The 16,579-nt window shown below is 28.8% G+C and carries 20 protein-coding genes; 12 read left to right on the plus strand and 8 right to left on the minus strand.

Going from position 1 to position 16,579, the window contains the following annotated elements; genetic code table 11:
* Positions 1 to 113 precede the first annotated feature (113 nt).
* Both ACZ41D_RS03465 and ACZ41D_RS03470 read left to right on the plus strand, forming a co-directional pair.
* A complete protein-coding gene (locus ACZ41D_RS03465; RefSeq protein WP_464152540.1) occupies positions 114 to 1,487 on the plus strand; it encodes an NAD(P)/FAD-dependent oxidoreductase in 1,374 nt (457 codons plus the stop codon).
* An 80-nt stretch (positions 1,488 to 1,567) separates the two neighbouring features.
* Complete coding sequence (locus tag ACZ41D_RS03470) at positions 1,568 to 2,134, plus strand: glycerol-3-phosphate responsive antiterminator (protein WP_464152541.1); 567 nt, start codon at positions 1,568 to 1,570, stop codon at positions 2,132 to 2,134.
* Between the two features lie 136 nt (positions 2,135 to 2,270).
* Here the strand turns inward: ACZ41D_RS03470 and ACZ41D_RS03475 are convergent, their stop codons facing one another.
* On the minus strand, positions 2,271 to 3,464 hold the full coding sequence (locus tag ACZ41D_RS03475; RefSeq protein ID WP_464152542.1) for an MFS transporter: 1,194 nt from the start codon (positions 3,462 to 3,464) through the stop codon (positions 2,271 to 2,273).
* Between the two features lie 241 nt (positions 3,465 to 3,705).
* Positions 3,706 to 3,828, minus strand: a complete 123-nt coding sequence (locus tag ACZ41D_RS03480) for a hypothetical protein (RefSeq protein ID WP_464152543.1) — start codon at positions 3,826 to 3,828, stop codon at positions 3,706 to 3,708.
* Between the two features lie 168 nt (positions 3,829 to 3,996).
* On the opposite strand from ACZ41D_RS03480, the gene ybaK reads away from it, so the two are divergent.
* Positions 3,997 to 4,485, plus strand: coding sequence for a Cys-tRNA(Pro) deacylase (gene ybaK / locus ACZ41D_RS03485; RefSeq protein ID WP_464152544.1), 489 nt, complete (start codon positions 3,997 to 3,999; stop codon positions 4,483 to 4,485).
* Positions 4,486 to 4,510: 25 nt separating this feature from the next.
* Here ybaK and pdxR read toward each other — a convergent pair whose 3' ends face one another.
* Positions 4,511 to 5,923, minus strand: a complete 1,413-nt coding sequence (pdxR, locus tag ACZ41D_RS03490) for a MocR-like pyridoxine biosynthesis transcription factor PdxR (RefSeq protein WP_464152545.1) — start codon at positions 5,921 to 5,923, stop codon at positions 4,511 to 4,513.
* Positions 5,924 to 6,045: 122 nt separating this feature from the next.
* Between pdxR and ACZ41D_RS03495 the strand changes: the two genes are divergently transcribed.
* Positions 6,046 to 6,822 carry an ECF transporter S component gene (locus ACZ41D_RS03495; protein WP_464152546.1) on the plus strand — a complete coding sequence of 259 codons (777 nt, stop codon included), beginning with the start codon at positions 6,046 to 6,048 and terminating at the stop codon, positions 6,820 to 6,822.
* Between the two features lie 106 nt (positions 6,823 to 6,928).
* A complete protein-coding gene (locus ACZ41D_RS03500) occupies positions 6,929 to 8,296 on the plus strand; it encodes an MATE family efflux transporter (RefSeq protein WP_464152547.1) in 1,368 nt (455 codons plus the stop codon).
* Between the two features lie 111 nt (positions 8,297 to 8,407).
* Here ACZ41D_RS03500 and ACZ41D_RS03505 read toward each other — a convergent pair whose 3' ends face one another.
* Positions 8,408 to 9,256: a [Fe-Fe] hydrogenase large subunit C-terminal domain-containing protein gene (locus ACZ41D_RS03505; RefSeq protein WP_464153110.1), complete on the minus strand. Its 849-nt coding sequence runs from the start codon at positions 9,254 to 9,256 to the stop codon at positions 8,408 to 8,410.
* On the opposite strand from ACZ41D_RS03505, the gene ACZ41D_RS03510 reads away from it, so the two are divergent.
* A complete protein-coding gene (locus ACZ41D_RS03510; protein ID WP_464152548.1) occupies positions 9,210 to 9,353 on the plus strand; it encodes a hypothetical protein in 144 nt (47 codons plus the stop codon). The genes ACZ41D_RS03505 and ACZ41D_RS03510 overlap by 47 nt on opposite strands.
* Before the next feature lie 326 nt (positions 9,354 to 9,679).
* Complete coding sequence (arcC, locus tag ACZ41D_RS03515; RefSeq protein WP_464152549.1) at positions 9,680 to 10,612, plus strand: carbamate kinase; 933 nt, start codon at positions 9,680 to 9,682, stop codon at positions 10,610 to 10,612.
* A 9-nt stretch (positions 10,613 to 10,621) separates the two neighbouring features.
* On the opposite strand, the gene ACZ41D_RS03520 is transcribed toward arcC, so the two are convergent.
* Positions 10,622 to 11,461 carry a CsxC family protein gene (locus tag ACZ41D_RS03520; RefSeq protein WP_464152550.1) on the minus strand — a complete coding sequence of 280 codons (840 nt, stop codon included), beginning with the start codon at positions 11,459 to 11,461 and terminating at the stop codon, positions 10,622 to 10,624.
* Positions 11,462 to 11,581: 120 nt separating this feature from the next.
* Positions 11,582 to 12,403: a CsxC family protein gene (locus tag ACZ41D_RS03525; RefSeq protein ID WP_464152551.1), complete on the minus strand. Its 822-nt coding sequence runs from the start codon at positions 12,401 to 12,403 to the stop codon at positions 11,582 to 11,584.
* Between the two features lie 334 nt (positions 12,404 to 12,737).
* Here ACZ41D_RS03525 and ACZ41D_RS03530 point away from each other — a divergent pair, with 334 nt between their 5' ends.
* The 4 genes from ACZ41D_RS03530 (at position 12,738) to ACZ41D_RS03545 (ending at position 14,868) form a co-directional block, all read left to right on the plus strand.
* A complete protein-coding gene (locus ACZ41D_RS03530) occupies positions 12,738 to 13,502 on the plus strand; it encodes a L,D-transpeptidase family protein (protein WP_464152552.1) in 765 nt (254 codons plus the stop codon).
* 149 nt (positions 13,503 to 13,651) lie between these two features.
* On the plus strand, positions 13,652 to 13,795 hold the full coding sequence (locus tag ACZ41D_RS03535) for a hypothetical protein (RefSeq protein WP_464152553.1): 144 nt from the start codon (positions 13,652 to 13,654) through the stop codon (positions 13,793 to 13,795).
* Positions 13,796 to 13,895: 100 nt separating this feature from the next.
* Positions 13,896 to 14,267 (plus strand): fluoride efflux transporter CrcB, encoded by a 372-nt coding sequence (crcB, locus tag ACZ41D_RS03540; RefSeq protein ID WP_464152554.1) that lies wholly within the window; start codon positions 13,896 to 13,898, stop codon positions 14,265 to 14,267.
* Between the two features lie 91 nt (positions 14,268 to 14,358).
* Positions 14,359 to 14,868 (plus strand): ferritin, encoded by a 510-nt coding sequence (locus tag ACZ41D_RS03545; protein ID WP_464152555.1) that lies wholly within the window; start codon positions 14,359 to 14,361, stop codon positions 14,866 to 14,868.
* 85 nt (positions 14,869 to 14,953) lie between these two features.
* Here ACZ41D_RS03545 and ACZ41D_RS03550 read toward each other — a convergent pair whose 3' ends face one another.
* A complete protein-coding gene (locus ACZ41D_RS03550; protein ID WP_464152556.1) occupies positions 14,954 to 15,187 on the minus strand; it encodes a small, acid-soluble spore protein, alpha/beta type in 234 nt (77 codons plus the stop codon).
* 143 nt (positions 15,188 to 15,330) lie between these two features.
* Complete coding sequence (locus ACZ41D_RS03555) at positions 15,331 to 15,879, minus strand: manganese efflux pump MntP (protein ID WP_464152557.1); 549 nt, start codon at positions 15,877 to 15,879, stop codon at positions 15,331 to 15,333.
* Between the two features lie 239 nt (positions 15,880 to 16,118).
* Between ACZ41D_RS03555 and ACZ41D_RS03560 the strand changes: the two genes are divergently transcribed.
* Complete coding sequence (locus tag ACZ41D_RS03560) at positions 16,119 to 16,541, plus strand: metal-dependent transcriptional regulator (RefSeq protein ID WP_464152558.1); 423 nt, start codon at positions 16,119 to 16,121, stop codon at positions 16,539 to 16,541.
* The last annotated feature ends 38 nt before the right edge of the window (positions 16,542 to 16,579 follow it).

Genomic DNA, 16,579 nt, shown 5'->3' on the forward strand with positions numbered 1-16,579 from the left:
ATTAACACAAAATACATTGGATATATTTATATGATATTATATATATGGTCATGTATTTTGAAATATTTATAATAACATATTAATAAGTTATCTTTATATTAGGAGGTAAAATCATGAAATATGATGTGATTATTGTTGGAGCTGGTCCTACAGGGATATTTGCAGCAATGGAATTAAAAAAGAGAAATAAAGATAAAAAGATACTTTTATTGGAAAAAGGTAATTCAATAGAAAAAAGAAAATGTCCAAAAAGACAATTAAAAAAATGTGTCGGATGTAATCCATGCAATATAACTACTGGATTTGCAGGAGCAGGTGCATATTCAGATGGAAAATTATCTTTATCTCCTGATGTTGGTGGATTGATACCAGAGTATATTGGATATACTAAAACAATTGAGATGATAAAGTATGTTGATGATATATATTTAAAATTTGGAGCAGATGAAAGGGTATATGGCGTAGAACAAAAAGACAAGATTAGGGAAATAAGAAAGAAGGCTATAAGAAGCAACTTAAAGCTTATCGAATGCCCTATAAGACATATGGGTACAGAGGTAGGGTACTCCATATACTCTGATATACAAAAGTATTTAGAAGAGCTTGGAGTGGAGATGTCTTTTAGGAATCCTGTTAAGGAATTAATAATTGAAGATAATGAAATTAAAGGTGTAAGGGCTGATAAAGACTACTATGCAGATAAGGTTATAATTAGTGTTGGAAGAGAAGGTTCAGCTTGGTTTAGAGATATGTGTGTGAGATATAATATAGAAACAGAGACAGGACTTGTAGATATAGGAGTTAGAGTTGAAACAAGAAATGAAATTATGCAAGAGCTTAATGAAGTAATGTATGAAAGCAAACTTGTTTACTATACTCCTACCTTTGACGACAAAGTAAGAACTTTTTGTTCTAATCCAGGGGGGGAAGTTGCTACTGAGTATTATGATGATAACCTAGCAGTAGTTAATGGACATAGTTATAAATCCGATGCTTTAAAGACAGATAACACTAATTTTGCATTATTGGTTTCAAAACATTTTACTAAACCTTTTAATTCTCCAATTAAATACGGCAAACATATTGCACAACTTGGAAATATGCTTTCTGGTAATAAGGTTTTAGTACAAAGATATGGTGATTTCAAACGAGGAAGGAGAACTACGGAAGACAAGCTATACAGAAATAATATCATTCCTACATTAACAGACGCAGTACCAGGTGATTTGAGTTTGGTTTTACCATTTAGACTATTGAAAGATATTGATGAGATGATAATTGCTTTGGACAATGTAACTCCAGGACTTGCAAGTGATGAAACTCTTCTTTATGGAGTTGAAGTTAAGTTTTATTCTAATAAAGTAAAGACTGACAAAAATTTTGAAACAAATATTAAAAATTTATACGTCGGTGGAGATGGAGCAGGTATAACTAGAGGACTTATGCAGGCTAGCGTAAATGGAGTATTGCTAGGAAGAATATTATAATTTAAATTAAATAAACTATATTTTCTTATATGGTCAAAGAATCATATTTAAGACACAAAATTAAAGTTGGAGGTGTAGATTTGGATAATATTATTTGGAGTAAATTCAATCAGAATCCTATAGTAGCAGCAGTAAGAGATGAAAAGCAACTTAATGATGCTATAAAAAGCCCTTGTGAAGTAATATTTATTCTAAAGTCTAATATTATGAATTTCAAACAAAAGATAAGAGCGGTGAAAGAAAGTAATAAAATTGTTTTTATTCACATTGATATGATAGAAGGACTCGGAAGTGACCATGCTGCATTGGAATTTATATGTAAAGATGATAAACCACATGGTATTATAACTACTAGAAGTAATTTGATCAAGTACAGCAAAGCATTAGGATTATGTACTATACAAAGATTTTTTTTAATTGATTCTTTATCATTAAATACTGCTATTTCTATGGCAAAAGAAAACCAGCCTGATGCTGTAGAAATAATGCCAGGCATTATACCTAGTGTTATTGAAAAAATTAAGGAAAACATCCTTTCTCCAATTATAACAGGTGGAATGATATCTACGAAGGATGATGTGATAAATGCTTTGAAAGCAGGAGCATTTGCTGTTTCTGTTTCCAAAAATGATATATGGGATATGTAAAAAACTTTGGGTCAGCCCAAAGTTTTTTACATAGTTTTTCTAGTTTCCTTTGAGAAATAAATATAAATTTCAATATGACAATCATACCTATACCTATTATCAAAAACAGAATCATACAAAAATGAAATAGACATCTTTACTTGCTTTTTTCTATTTTTAAAATTAAGTATATATTTAATATAGATAAAATTGTTCCTGCTATTGCTAGTAATGCAAAAGAAGTATTTAATGAATACATATCTCCCAATTTTCCTATTAAAGGAAATATGAATATCATGAAAAAACTAAATACCATACTTGAAAGAGATAATATAGTAGTTCTATTTTTGCTAGGAATTAGTTTGTTTATATAATCACTCATAGTAACATATATTAAACCTTCTATAGCCATCATAGCTATGAAAAATATTGCAGGATATTTTCCTATAGCGATTCCCCATACACAAGCAGTTGTAAGAATGGGCATGACTATCAATATCCCTTTTTCTTTAATTATTTTTTCGATTTTAAAAGCTTGTGAAGCTGCAAAGGCTTCAGCTAGTGAAGAAAGGGCAAATACTATTCCTATATAAAATTCTGTATGACCATTATTTTTAAAATAATTTTGAAGATAGAAAAATAAGCATGTCCCAAAGGCCAGTATTATTTCAGTAAATATTATGAAAAAACCTATCTTCTTGTTTTCTGTTATTGCTTTAAAGCTATCTGTTACTTGTTTCTTTAATATTTTTAAAGCAGAATCATCTTGTTTATGACCTAATTCAATATTTGGTTCAGTAAAAGTAAAAGATTGAACTATAGTAATTATAATAAAAATTGCTGTTAGAAGGAACGCAAAGTAGTAATTTTTTGTGGCCAAATATCCTCCTAAGATATATGATATCAATTGCCCAAGTTGAAAAAATAATTCCTGCTTTCCAGCAACATTCATATACTTATCCTCATTATTTAATTCTTTTAGAGAATCGTATACTAATGCATCTCCAGCTCCTGATTCAAGATTATATGATAGAGCTGAAAACACAAATGATATAGCAAATAGATAAAAATTATTTGCAAATATTAGTATTGCTATATTTACTAATGAGAAAAACCTACCAAGGATTCGACTTGCTTTTCTACCATAAACATCAGCAATAACTCCAGTAGGAATTTCCATTAAGAACGAAGTGACATGAAATATGCCTTCAAGTATCCCTAGCTGGACTAAGGACATACCCTTTGTTGCTAAGTATATCATCCATATACCTTGTGTTAGATCTAAATTATTTAAAAAAACAAATAAATAGTTTTTATTTATATTACTTTTCAATTTTTCTATGTATGCCATTTTATTATCTCCTTTATAAAAATTTATAACTTGCAAAATTTTTACTTCACAGTAATTGTGCAATTTTCTTGATTAATTGTATATTACAATTTTTTATAAATCCCACCTACCCAAAATGTATACAAAAAAAACCCTAAGTAAATTTTACTTAGGGCTAGATATCACAATTTATATTTAAGACATTAATATATTGCAATTTAATTTCAATATTCTAATTATCGTGCCTTCGTAAAGATTTTACTTATTTATGGTTGACATAATATTGTTTTTTGGATACACTTTCCCCATGTACCCTAACAACATGTGTTATAGACTTAACAGAATTTAAATAGTCTAAAATATCAACCATATTAACAAAGCTCAACCTTTACACCTCCTTTTAATAATATAGAATAATTATATAATAACTTTTTTTACTTAGCAAGAAAATACTATATTAGTTCTAGTATTTTTACAATTTTAGATTTAGTATTGTATAATATGAATTGATTTAGAAAACTTCATAATAATTAAAAAGGAAAGGGGATATTTTATGGCTAAGAAAAAAAAGGTTGTAAAAACTAACGCTGTAAGAAAGCTAGAATCATACAATATAGATTTTAGTTTAAAAGAATATGATAGTTCTGATGGGAAGATTGATGGTATTTCTGTAGCAAATAAAATAGGTGAAGACCCTAAAAAGGTTTTAAAAACACTTGTGGCTCAAGGGAAAAGTAAAAATCTATATGTTTTTTGTATTCCAGTAGAAAAAGAGCTTGATTTAAAAAGTGCTGCAAATATAGTAAATGAAAAAAGCATTGAAATGGTGCATGTAAAAGATTTATTAAAATTAACAGGATATGTACGTGGAGGATGTTCACCTATAGGCATGAAAAAGGAGTATCCTGTTTTTATCGATAGTAGTGTATATGATTTTGATACAGTTGTTGTAAGTGGTGGGAAAATTGGACTTCAAATAAGACTGAATCCGAAGGATTTGGCAAAGGTTGTAAAAGCTGAGTTTAAGGATATAGCCAAGTAAAAAACACGGGTAGTGTCCGTGCTTTTTACTCAAACCACACTTGATTTAGTAAACTTACAGCTGGCTTTATATCTTCTATAGGAATGCCTCCATATGCTAGCAGAACTAATGGATATTTGCTGTGACTTGTATTGATAAAATAATTTGATAAAGATGTTACTTTAACTCCTACTTTTTCAGCTGATGAAACGATCTTTTTAGGGTTTAATTTTGACCTGATTTCCAATAAAATATGAAGTCCTGTTTCTTTTCCTAATATTTTTACTTTATCTTTCATTATCTCATTTATGCTTTCTATAAGAAGTTGATTTTTTTTAGCATATATTTTCCTAACTTTTTTTATATGTTTTTCTAGTTGACCATCTTTTATAAAAAAGGATAGAGCAAGCTGTTCAATTTTAGATGATGTTTGGTTATATTTTTTTCCATACTTTTCATAGCTATTAATGAGGATTTTAGGTATTATCATATAGCTTATCCTTATTGAAGGTAGGAGAATTTTAGAAAATGACCCGAGATATATGACATTTATGCCTTCGTTTAAACCTTGTAACGAAGGTATCGGTCTTCCATAGTACCTTAACTCACTATCATAATCATCTTCTATAATAAGCCTATTATTTTTTTTTGCCCAGTTTAGCAATTGTATTCTTTTATTTATTGTCATGACAGATCCTAATGGAAATTGATGAGATGGACTTATATATACTATTTCTGCATCGCTTTTATTTAATAAATCTAAATTAATTCCATCATCTTCCATAGATATAGGTATGATGTTAAAATTGTGATCTTTAAATATGTGCCTTGCTTGATTAAATCCAGGGTCTTCAAAACCAATATTTATATATTTATTTTTAATAATTCCACATAGTATATTGAGAAGGCTTTGAGTTCCAGAGCCAATTATTATTTGTTCAGGAGTGCAAATTACACCTCTTGATTGATGCACATATTTAGCTATTTGGCATCTTAATTCATATTCACCTTGGTGATGACCATATGTTAATAATTGGCTTGTTTCATAGGATAAAACTTTATTTATATATCTTTTCCACAGTTTAAAGTTAAAACTGTCTTTATCTATATAGTCATTCATTAGATCATATTTTGTGCTAGCATTTTCTTTTTCTTTTTCAGATGTATTCTTATAGGTATTTATTTTGTAGTTATAGTCTGATGCATTATCTTCAATGATGTTGACAAAATAACCTACTTTAGGTTTGCTTAATATATATCCTTCAGCATATAACTGTCCATATGCTGCTTCAATAGTTGTCCGACTTATTTTAAGATATTTAGCTAAATACCTTATTGAAGGCAGTTTTGTACCTGATTCTAAATGTCCTTCTATGATTTCTTTTTTTATATATTCGTAAAGTTGTATATAAATGGGTGTTTTTAATGATGAATCTAGATTTGGAGTTAATTTAACCATATTAACACCTCCTAAACTGTCCTTATTAAAAATAATAAAACTGTTACTTTTGTAATGTACACATATTTATTATATTATAAGTGAAAATAAAATAAAACAATTTTATTATTGGAGGTTATATTATGGTGAATAAATCATTGAAAAAAATTGTATATAGTGGATTAATGATTGCACTTGTATTTGTAGCGACTTTTAGCATAAGAATTCCTGTTCCATTTACTCAGGGATATATACATGCAGGAGATAGTATGATATTTATATCAGCAATATTACTAGGAAGTGATGTTGGATTTATTGCAGGGGGTATAGGTTCGGCCATGGCAGATATTGCTGGGGGATATGCTATATGGGCACTCCCTACATTGATTATAAAATCAATAATGGGTGGTTTAGTAGGTATATTTGGAAGGAAATCTGATAAAAAAAAGACAAAGCTACAGATTACAGTTACGAGTATTATAATAGCAGTTATTTGGTTTATATTTATATCTATATTACGAAAGCTGGTTAGTGCTACAATAATAAATAATGGGACTGAGCTTTTATCTAAAGTAGATATTGTTTCTACTATTGATGAATTAAGAGCATTAGGTGATAAAATTCAAGGTCAGCTGCTTTTTGTATCTTTTATTATTCCATTAGCAATTGTAATTTTGTCAATATTTCTTAGTAAGGTAGATAAGAAGCTCTTTGGTATAGACCAATTATTAGGAATGATGATATCTGGGATATGGATGGTATTTGGATATTATATAGCTGCGGGAGTGATATACGGAAATTTTATCGTACCTATTTTTAGCATTCCCTGGAATATTATTCAGTTTGTGATTGGGCTTGTTATAGCATATATTATAATTTTAGCATTAAAAAATACGCCTATTGCAAAACAAAAATGGTAATATGCTTTACATTTTACCGTTATATAATTTATACTATATATTAATATGTTAATTGAGTAAAACTACAAGGTAAAAATTCAATTTCTACTAAAGAGAGGTAAATGTAATGCATGACAATAATAGATTGACACATGGTAATATATTAAACGCATTAATAAAATTAGCGATTCCAATCATGGGAACTTCATTTATTCAGATGGCATACAGTATGATGGATATGATATGGATTGGAAGGATGGGAAGTGATGAAGTCGCAGCAGTAGGAACTGCTGGTTTTTTCACTTGGCTTGCTATGGCCTTTGTGCTTATACCTAAAATAGGTGCTGAGGTTGGGGTAGCTCAATCAATAGGCAAAGACGACATAAATGCTGCAAGAGAGTATGTTCTATATACAATTCAGATGAGTATAATCTTGTCAATATTATATGGTGCTTTTATTATACTAACTAGAAGTAGACTTATAGGTTTTTTTAACCTTGGAGACCCTAAGGTTGAAAAAATGGCTATGGATTATTTGCTAATAGTATTTTTGTTTATAATATTTTTCTTTATTAATCCAATGTTTACAGGTATATTTAACGGTTATGGTAATAGTAAAACCCCATTTAAAATTAATACTATTGGACTTATTTTAAATATAGTTTTAGATCCAGTTTTGATATTTGGATTAGGTCCATTTCCTGCTATGGGGGTAAGAGGTGCAGCTGTAGCTACAGTTTTTTCACAAATAGTTGTAACCTGTATTTTTATTGTGGTTATAAGGCAATTTTATCAATTATTTTATGGGTTTAATTTATTTAAAAAGATGGATATTAAGTATTTAAAAAGTATTATAAAACTTGGTTTTCCATTTGCGTTGCAAGAAGGACTTTTTTCAATATTTGCTATGATTATCGCAAGAATAATTGCTAAATGGGGGCCAATACCTATAGCTGTTCAAAAGATAGGTTCACAAATTGAATCTATATCATGGATGACAGCAGAAGGTTTTTCAACTGCTATTAGTACATTTATAGGACAAAATTATGGTGCTAAAAAATGGGATAGAATTTATAAGGGATATTATACAGCTGTTAAAATGGTTGGAACTGTAGGAGTGTTTGCTACTATTCTTTTAATTTTTGGTGCAGAGTCTATTTTTTCATTTTTTATACCAAATGACAAAGAAACATTAAAACAAGGGATAATTTATCTTCAAATATTAGGAGTATCTCAGTTTTTTATGTGTATGGAAATTGGAACTGCAGGTGCTTTTAGAGGGCTTGGCAAAACTATTCCTCCTACATTGGTAGGAATAATATTTACTGGTCTTCGTATACCTATGGCTTTGCTATTGTCAAATGAAAATCTTCTTGGATTAAACGGAGTGTGGTGGAGTATAAGTATAAGCAGTGTTATGAAGGGAATCATACTAACTACTTGGTTTATAATTTATTTAAAGAAAAATTCACATTTGTATATCAATAGAGTTTAATAACTTGAGGAAATTGCATAATAAAATAATTCAAGAAATTTTGACCTTGTAGTAATTATGCAATTTCCTCAGTTATGTTATTTTCTCACTTATTAGGTTATATTTTTTGTATTACGTAAAATTTCTGGTCAAAAGACTATTAAGTTCTTTATTTTTTTCTATATCTTCATATTTTTCAAACCCTAATCTTTTAAGAATATTAATAATATTAGTATTGTCAAATGGAGTCATAATAAGTGAATCTTCACTAAATTCATTTACTATATTTAATGCTTTATCTACATTTATATTTGTTCTAGGCCCTCCTATACAGCCGCCTTTACATCCCATGCCTTCTATAAAATTCGCATTAATATTTTTACCCATAGCTAAATCATCTAATATTTTTTTACAGTCTCTTACTCCATCTACTTTTTTAGGTTTAAATTTAATCAACCTTTTAGGTGCTATTCTATTTACTACGGTTTTTACAGAAAAGCTTACACCACCAGTTCGAGCATAGGCTCTTCCGCCAAAGGATGACTCATCTTTTGCATCATCTGGTAATGATTTAAGATCAATATTAAGAACATTAAATATTTCATCTAACTCACGAAAAGTAAGGACAAAATCTATATCTCCTTTTAGCTCTGGTTCTTTAGCTTCAGTTTTTTTTGCTATGCAAGGTCCAATGAAAACGACTTTTGCATTTTCATATAGCCTTTTTAATATCCTTCCAGAAGCAATCATAGGAGATACGGAAAGAGACATATGCTTAAAGAGGTTAGGATAATTTTTTCTAACAAGGTTAATCCATACTGGGCAGCAACAACTTGTTAAAAAAAAGTCTTCCTTACTTTTTACTAAACGATTAAATTCATATGCTTCTTTTATAGTAAGTATATCTGCAAACAAGGCTACTTCTACCATATCTTTGAAACCTAGTTTTTTTAGCCCAGATCTTATTTGCCCTATGGTAATATTATCTCCAAATTGCCCTACAATAGAAGGTGCAACTGTAGCATATACAGGTGTATCTTTTTCTAGTTCTTTAAATAATTCTTCATATAATTTTTGATGGTTTCCGAATTTATTTATTATGTTTATTACCTCCTCATTTTTTATATTTATTATTTAGCATTTTGTATTATTTTATTACTTGAGGAAATTGCATAATTATTACAGGATTAATATTTTGCAAATTATGAGTTTTTTAAGTTCAGTTTTTCAGACTTTTAATCAAATTTATAAGGAAAAAAGTCTTACAAAAATTTAAACTTAGGAAATTTAATAATATATAATTTCTTTAAATGATTAAATAGGATTGAGTAAATTTTTAACTAATGGTAATATTATATTATACTTAAAAATAAACAATTAAATACTTCTAAGGGAGGAGAGAACATGAAAAAAATTGTAGTAGCTCTTGGTGGAAATGCTTTAGGAAAAACACCAGAAGAACAACTTAAGCTTGTAAAAAATACAGCTAAACCAATAGTAGATTTAATTGAAAAAGGAAATTCAGTTATCATAGCCCATGGGAATGGACCACAGGTAGGAATGATAAATTTGGCTATGGAAACTGCTTCGAAAACTCAAGCAAATACTCCAGAAATGCCTTTCCCTGAATGTGGGGCAATGAGTCAAGGATATATTGGTTATCATTTGCAAAATGCTATAAGAGCAGAATTGCTTGGCAGAGGGTTGAATATTCCAGTAGCGACAGTTATAACTCAGGTTATTGTAGATAAGAATGATACTGCTTTTCAAAATCCAACTAAGCCAATAGGTGCTTTTTATACTGAAGAAGAGGCTAAAAAACTTCAGCAAGAAAAAGGATATGTTATGAAAGAGGACGCAGGTAGAGGTTGGAGAAGAGTTGTACCATCACCAATACCAGTAGATGTAGCTGAAAAGGAAACAGTAAAAACTCTTGTAGATAATGGACATGTCGTAATAACAGTTGGAGGCGGTGGAATACCTGTTGTAAAAGAAGAAAATGAATTAATTGGAGTACCTGCAGTAATAGATAAGGATTTTGCTAGTGAAAAAATAGCAGAAATATTAGATGCAGATTATCTTGTTATACTTACAGCTGTTGAAAAAGTAGCTATAAACTTTGGAAAACCAAATCAAAAAGAACTAGATTATATGAGTGTAGATGAAGCTTATAAATATATTGAAGAAGGACACTTTGCTCCAGGTAGTATGTTGCCAAAGGTAAAGGCTGCAATAAAATTTGCAGAATCTAAAGAAGGTAGAAAAGCAATTATATCATCATTGGAAAAAGCAAAAGAAGCACTTGAAGGTAATAGTGGAACTGTTATATCAAAATAATAAGGAGACCTATTTGGTCTCCTTATTATTTGCACAGTCATTAATTCCATTTATACTTGTTGGAGGAATAGACACTTGACGTTTTTGTAGTATTTTTAGTGTTAGGAATATTACCATTTTTTCTTCTATTTTCTTAAACCTTTTTTCCTCAAAAGGCATTTCAGTTTTGTGTGGATGTGTTGGGTTTAAGAATTCATTAAATTCAACTATTCTACTGCTAATTAATTCACAGTATGGTAGTTCATTGAAATATTCAGTGCTTTCTTGGTTAAATTCTGAGAGGTCTCCTGATAATAGCTTATCTTTTTCTGCAAAGTTTGGTCCGGATATATTTTGTTCTCTTAGATATTCAAATTCAGAAGAAGTTCTATTGATGACTGGTTGTGGGTCAATACCATTAAAAGTAATTGGAGTTGAGCATTTAAATGGTACATCAATAGTGCAATGTTTTATATTTCCACAGAATCCTTCTTTATTTGAACAACTACGTGTAGCATATTGAATGTTCTTTCTAACTAAACCCTTTATGAATAGTATATTAGTGTTTTGTAATAATAAACATTGGGTTATTTTCAAATGTTTTTTTATATCTTTAATTTCGTATACATACTCTGGTAGTTCTATTATAGAATCAACATCTACTTGCAGTGTAAGTTCAGCAAGAACTACTGGGATTTTTGCGGTTACTCCTTCAGTCAAACCTGTTATTGTATTTGAAGTGTTTACACAATTATTTAATGTGCCACCAGTAACTTTAGTACAAACAGATTTAGAAACTTTACTATCGACTACTGTAGTAGTAGGTTTGCCATAAATTATTTTTACACCATATTGTCCATTTGATGACATCTTATTACCTCCTGTAACTATTTACTAGGATATGGCTAAACATCTAGTCCTATATCCTAGTACATAGTATTCAGGTGTCCAAAATTAGTTCATTACTTTTCAAAAAAATTATAAATTATTTTATTTATCTTCATATTCAGGTATTATTGTTGAAGGGGGGATAGCTACTTGGCGATTTTGGAGTATTTTTAATGTGATATACAAAACACTTTTTTCTTCAAGAATATTGCTTTCTTCTTTTTTATCCTGTTCAGATGCATTATTACTGAATTTTATACAACTATCATGGTTAATTATTTTGCTGCTTATTAGCTCACAATAAGGTGCTTCGTTATAGTATTCTTGGCTAACTTTACTTATTTCAGTAGAATCATTACAAAGCATGATATTTTCTTCGTTTATTTCCATGGAAATTCTATTGTTTTTATTGAAAAGTGCATATTCTTTAATGTTACTAGCCACAAAAGGTTCAGGTTCAATTCCGTTAAATGTAATTGGAGTGGTACATTTAAATGGAATATCTATGGTTAATTGATGAATGTTCTCATTATCAATATTGTTATTGCATTTTGAATTGGTAGTGTAATCAATAATCTTATGTATAAATCCTCGTATAAATAACATATTTGTGTCTTGCAATAAACTACACTGACTAACTTTAATTTTTTTCTTGATATCTTTTATTTCTTTAATAGATCCTGGGAGGTTGACAGAAGAATGTATATTAATTTGTACTGTAAATTGAGCAAGTACTACTGCGATTTTTGCTATTACTCCAGAAACTAATCCCGTTATATTAACTTGCTTATTTACACAGCAATCTACAATTTCACTGAAACATTTAGGATTGAACTTCTTTTTAGGCTTTATATTTTCTACACGTTGAGGTTTTGTATCTGTAAGGCTTATTCCATCTATTTGTTCTTTACTTAATCGAATCATATTTCTCCTCCTTTTAACGTTATTATCTATGTAATAACTAATTTGAAAAATTTAAGAACATAGTAATTATGATATGTTTTCTATTATTTATAATATTCTGTTATAGAGTTTAGGTTACAAAAAAGTAGAATTAATTGTTTGAGAAAAACAAGTTTTATCTTTTAAAATAAACCTATGAATGATTAACTTTCTTTATTTCAGTATTTAAGCATATTTTGAATATTATAATGAGGAAATGTTTGAGTAAGTTACGTTGAAAGCTCATTTTTAAGGTAGTATAAATCAAAATATTTTGATTTTTTTTGCATATAATTATTAGGTAAGGGGGGATGGAATGAAGCGGTTTAAAGTTATACTCATTAGTTATATATGTGTGCTTATTGTTGTAATGTTGGGAGACAAAATACATGTAATGAATATTATGAATAAATTTGACGAAGAGAAAGAATATGCTGAGTTATACTACCAGTACGCACAATGGGAGAATGGCCAATTAGATACACATCCTAACTATGATAATCTTACAATCTTAATAGAGATTGATAAAAAGCTGCTTTATCTCATAGATATGGATACTAATAAAGTTATAAAAAAATATGTAGTAGCAACAGGTAAACCTTCTACTCCTACACCAATAGGTACATTTAAAATAATAGAAAAGGCAAAATGGGGTGGGGGATTTGGGTCAAGGTGGATGAGACTAAATGTACCCTGGGGACAATATGGTATACATGGTACTGATAAACCTAATAGTATAGGTTACAATGCTTCTCACGGTTGTATAAGAATGAGGAATGAAGATATAGAAGAATTGTATAGTATGGTAAAGTATAATACCACAGTTGCTTTAGTGAAGGGTTATTTTGGACCATTTGGATATGGTTTTCGTGTACTTAAACCTGGGGATAGAGGAGCTGATGTTCAAGAAGTACAGAAAAGATTGAAAATGAAAGGATACTATTATGGTTCTATAGATGGGATATATGGTGATGGTTTGAAAAGTGCATTGCTAAAGTTTCTAAAAGATAATAATTTGCCTCAAATTGACAGAATAGATTATAATGTATATAAAAAATTAGGTATTATACTTATGGAATAGAGTGTAATACCTAATTTTGTGTATAGTAATATTTAACAAAAAATAAACAATTATTCACTTTACATTTTTACGAGATGAGTATATAATTATGAGCTGTAGTTTAGATTATAATATTTATACTCTAAATAGTTGTGTTAGGGGTTGATATTATGGTATGTAAAACATATGAAATAAAAAAGGGAAGAATATTATATAGGGATGAGTTGGAATTTAAAACTGTAATTCATGAAATTTTTTGGAAACTAATGATGAAAAAAAGAGGTTGTATTATTAGAGAGTATTTAAATAACTAGTAATGGGGCTTACCTATATAATATTGGGAACGACTGATAGCTCCTACTTTAATAGAAATTAAGGTAGGAGTTTTGTATTTTTTTGAAGAGGAGGAAAAAAATGAATAAAATACTTTTTGTTGGTATAGGAGGATTTTTGGGAGCAATTTTTAGATATTTAATAGGTGGGTGGTCAGCAAAAATATTAGGAAATAATTTCCCGTATGGGACTTTTATTGCAAATATAATTGCTTGCTTTTTTATTGGATTTATTGCTGAGGGAAGTTTAGGAACGTGGAATATTCCAGATAATGTTAAATTATTGTTGGTTACAGGTATCTTAGGAGGTCTTAGTACTTTTTCTACATTTAGCTATGAAACAGTAGATTTTATTTCTAGCAATCCTATTTTTGCTATGATAAATGTATTATTAAATTTATCTTTTGGAATTATAGGAGTTATAGCTGGAAAAAATTTGGTTAAAATGATATAAATATGATTAAATAAATAAGAGTTGGGTAAATAATAAATATAGTTAAACACATATATTAAAGAGATATTTATATCATTAAGGAGGAATAGAGTTGTTATCAGAAAGGTTGTTAAATGAATTAAATAAACAAATTAAGTTTGAATTGTATTCAGCACATTATTATCTAGCTATGGCTGCATATTGTGCAGACCAAGATTTAGATGGATTTGCAAATTTCTTTATGGTTCAGGCAGAAGAAGAAAAATTCCATGCTATGAAATTTTTTAACTTCATTAATGAAATGGACGGGAGAGTAAAAATACTTGGTTTAGAGGAACCTAAAAATGATTATGAGTCTTTAGTCGATGTGTTTAAATCAGCTTTAGAACATGAAAAATTTGTTACCAGTAGAATATACAAATTAATGGACATAGCTACTGAAGAAAAAGAACATGCAACTATTAGTTTACTTAAATGGTTTGTAGATGAACAGATAGAAGAACAAAGTTCTATGAAATTGATACTTAAAAAACTAGAAAGACTGGGAGATAACAGTCATGGTATTTTTATGTTAGACCAAGAATTATCCCAAAGAGTATTTACTCCACCAGCTACAGAATAATATTTTAAGCTGTAAAATAAAGCCATAACTAATCAAAGATTGATTAGTTATGGCTTTTGGCTTTGAAACTTATTTAATAAATACTTTACCTAGTAGTTCCTCCCATATTTCTTTGAGCCATTTCTACTAATCTCTTAGTCATGTATCCACCAACATAACCATTTTGTCTTGATGGAAGGTTTCCTTTATCCATTGATTCATAGTTGCTCATACCAAGTTCACTAGCTATTTCAGTTTTCATTTGATTTAATGCTTGGCGAGCTTCAGGAACCAATATTCTGTTAGATGTACCAGTTCTTTTATTTGTAGTATTATTCACTAATTTCAACTCCTTTCATAATTGTTAATTATTATCTTGCATTAGTATTATGTGTAGATTCTTAAGCAATAAAACATGTAATTTTATCTATCATTAGTATAGAACATCAAGTTTTCCCTAGTATATACTCTATATGTAAATTTTTATAAAATCATTTTTATACCTAAAATTATGAGTATAATTCCTCCTATTATACTAGAATAATTATTAATAAAATAAATTTTTTTAGAATATTTACTTATGGTAAATGCAATGATACACATACTAAAGGTAGTAATTCCTATAATTAATGAACTATATAACAATATCAAATTGAATTTAATTATATTTAAGGTTGAAAAACCAGCTAGTAAAGCGTCTATGCTTACACATATACCTAATATAATTATTGCAGACAGATTAATTTTTATTATATTTTCATTTCTTTTTATACCTTCATTTATCATTATTATTCCTAAAGTTAGAATTATTAATCCACCTCCAATAGAAGGAATGGCAAAAATATGTTTATTAAATGCATTTCCTAATAATCCACCAATATATGCGAATAAGAATTGAAAAAAACTAAAAGATATTACAAAGGCAAGAGCATTATACCTATTTATTTTTTTGTTAAAGCCTAATGATAAAGCCACTCCAAAAGCATCCGAACCCAATGCGATAGAAATCATCATTAAATCTGAAAAAGGCAAAGATATCCCTCCAAAATTTTTTTGAGGCTTATTACAATTGTGCATTTCTTTACTTAATTAATTATTATGTTTATGAAAATTAAATAATTATAATTTGATAAAATTGCATAATTATTACAAGGTCAAAATTTTGAGTGTGTAGAAAATATGCAATCTCATACTTGAGGAAATTGGTGAAAACAAATATCCCTTTCATAAAAATCTTTTTTTTAAATATATTTAGAAAGAGGGGGGCTTGTATGTTATCTCCAAGCTTGGAAGATTATTTAGAGGAGTTATATAGACTTTCTTTAAATAAAAAAGAAATAAGAATAAAAGATATAGCTGATTCCCTAGGGGTTTCAATGCCTTCTGTAGTAAAAGGCTTAAAGAAGCTACATGATTTTGGATATATCGTCTATAATCCATATGAAAAGATTGAAGTTTTAGAAAAGGGAAAGAAGAAAGGTAAATTTTTAGTAAATAGAAATAAAATTTTAAGACAGTTTGTAGAAATTATTGGTTCGGATTGTGATGTAAAAGACGAGGCAGAGGCTATGGAACATTATTTGACAGTATCTACTATAAAAGCTATAGAAAAATTAGTTGCTTTTTTAAATAAAAATGAGGTTGTACTTGAGGAATTTAAGAGGTTCGACATAAAAAGTATAATAGATGATTAACAGTACACAGGGTATTATTTCTCGGGAAATAATACCCT

The sequence above is a fragment of the Brassicibacter thermophilus genome (genome assembly GCF_055378355.1).

Bases quoted from the DNA above. Each gene is read 5' to 3' on its own strand.
- ACZ41D_RS03465 (WP_464152540.1), top strand. From the start codon at position 114: ATGAAATATGATGTGATTATTGTTGGAGCTGGTCCTACAGGGATATTT.
- ACZ41D_RS03475 (WP_464152542.1), bottom strand. From the start codon at position 3,464: ATGGCATACATAGAAAAATTGAAAAGTAATATAAATAAAAACTATTTA.
- ybaK (WP_464152544.1), top strand. From the start codon at position 3,997: ATGGCTAAGAAAAAAAAGGTTGTAAAAACTAACGCTGTAAGAAAGCTA.
- pdxR (WP_464152545.1), bottom strand. From the start codon at position 5,923: ATGGTTAAATTAACTCCAAATCTAGATTCATCATTAAAAACACCCATT.
- ACZ41D_RS03495 (WP_464152546.1), top strand. From the start codon at position 6,046: ATGGTGAATAAATCATTGAAAAAAATTGTATATAGTGGATTAATGATT.
- ACZ41D_RS03500 (WP_464152547.1), top strand. From the start codon at position 6,929: ATGCATGACAATAATAGATTGACACATGGTAATATATTAAACGCATTA.
- arcC (WP_464152549.1), top strand. From the start codon at position 9,680: ATGAAAAAAATTGTAGTAGCTCTTGGTGGAAATGCTTTAGGAAAAACA.
- ACZ41D_RS03520 (WP_464152550.1), bottom strand. From the start codon at position 11,461: ATGTCATCAAATGGACAATATGGTGTAAAAATAATTTATGGCAAACCT.
- ACZ41D_RS03525 (WP_464152551.1), bottom strand. From the start codon at position 12,403: ATGATTCGATTAAGTAAAGAACAAATAGATGGAATAAGCCTTACAGAT.
- ACZ41D_RS03530 (WP_464152552.1), top strand. From the start codon at position 12,738: ATGAAGCGGTTTAAAGTTATACTCATTAGTTATATATGTGTGCTTATT.
- ACZ41D_RS03535 (WP_464152553.1), top strand. From the start codon at position 13,652: ATGGTATGTAAAACATATGAAATAAAAAAGGGAAGAATATTATATAGG.
- crcB (WP_464152554.1), top strand. From the start codon at position 13,896: ATGAATAAAATACTTTTTGTTGGTATAGGAGGATTTTTGGGAGCAATT.
- ACZ41D_RS03560 (WP_464152558.1), top strand. From the start codon at position 16,119: ATGTTATCTCCAAGCTTGGAAGATTATTTAGAGGAGTTATATAGACTT.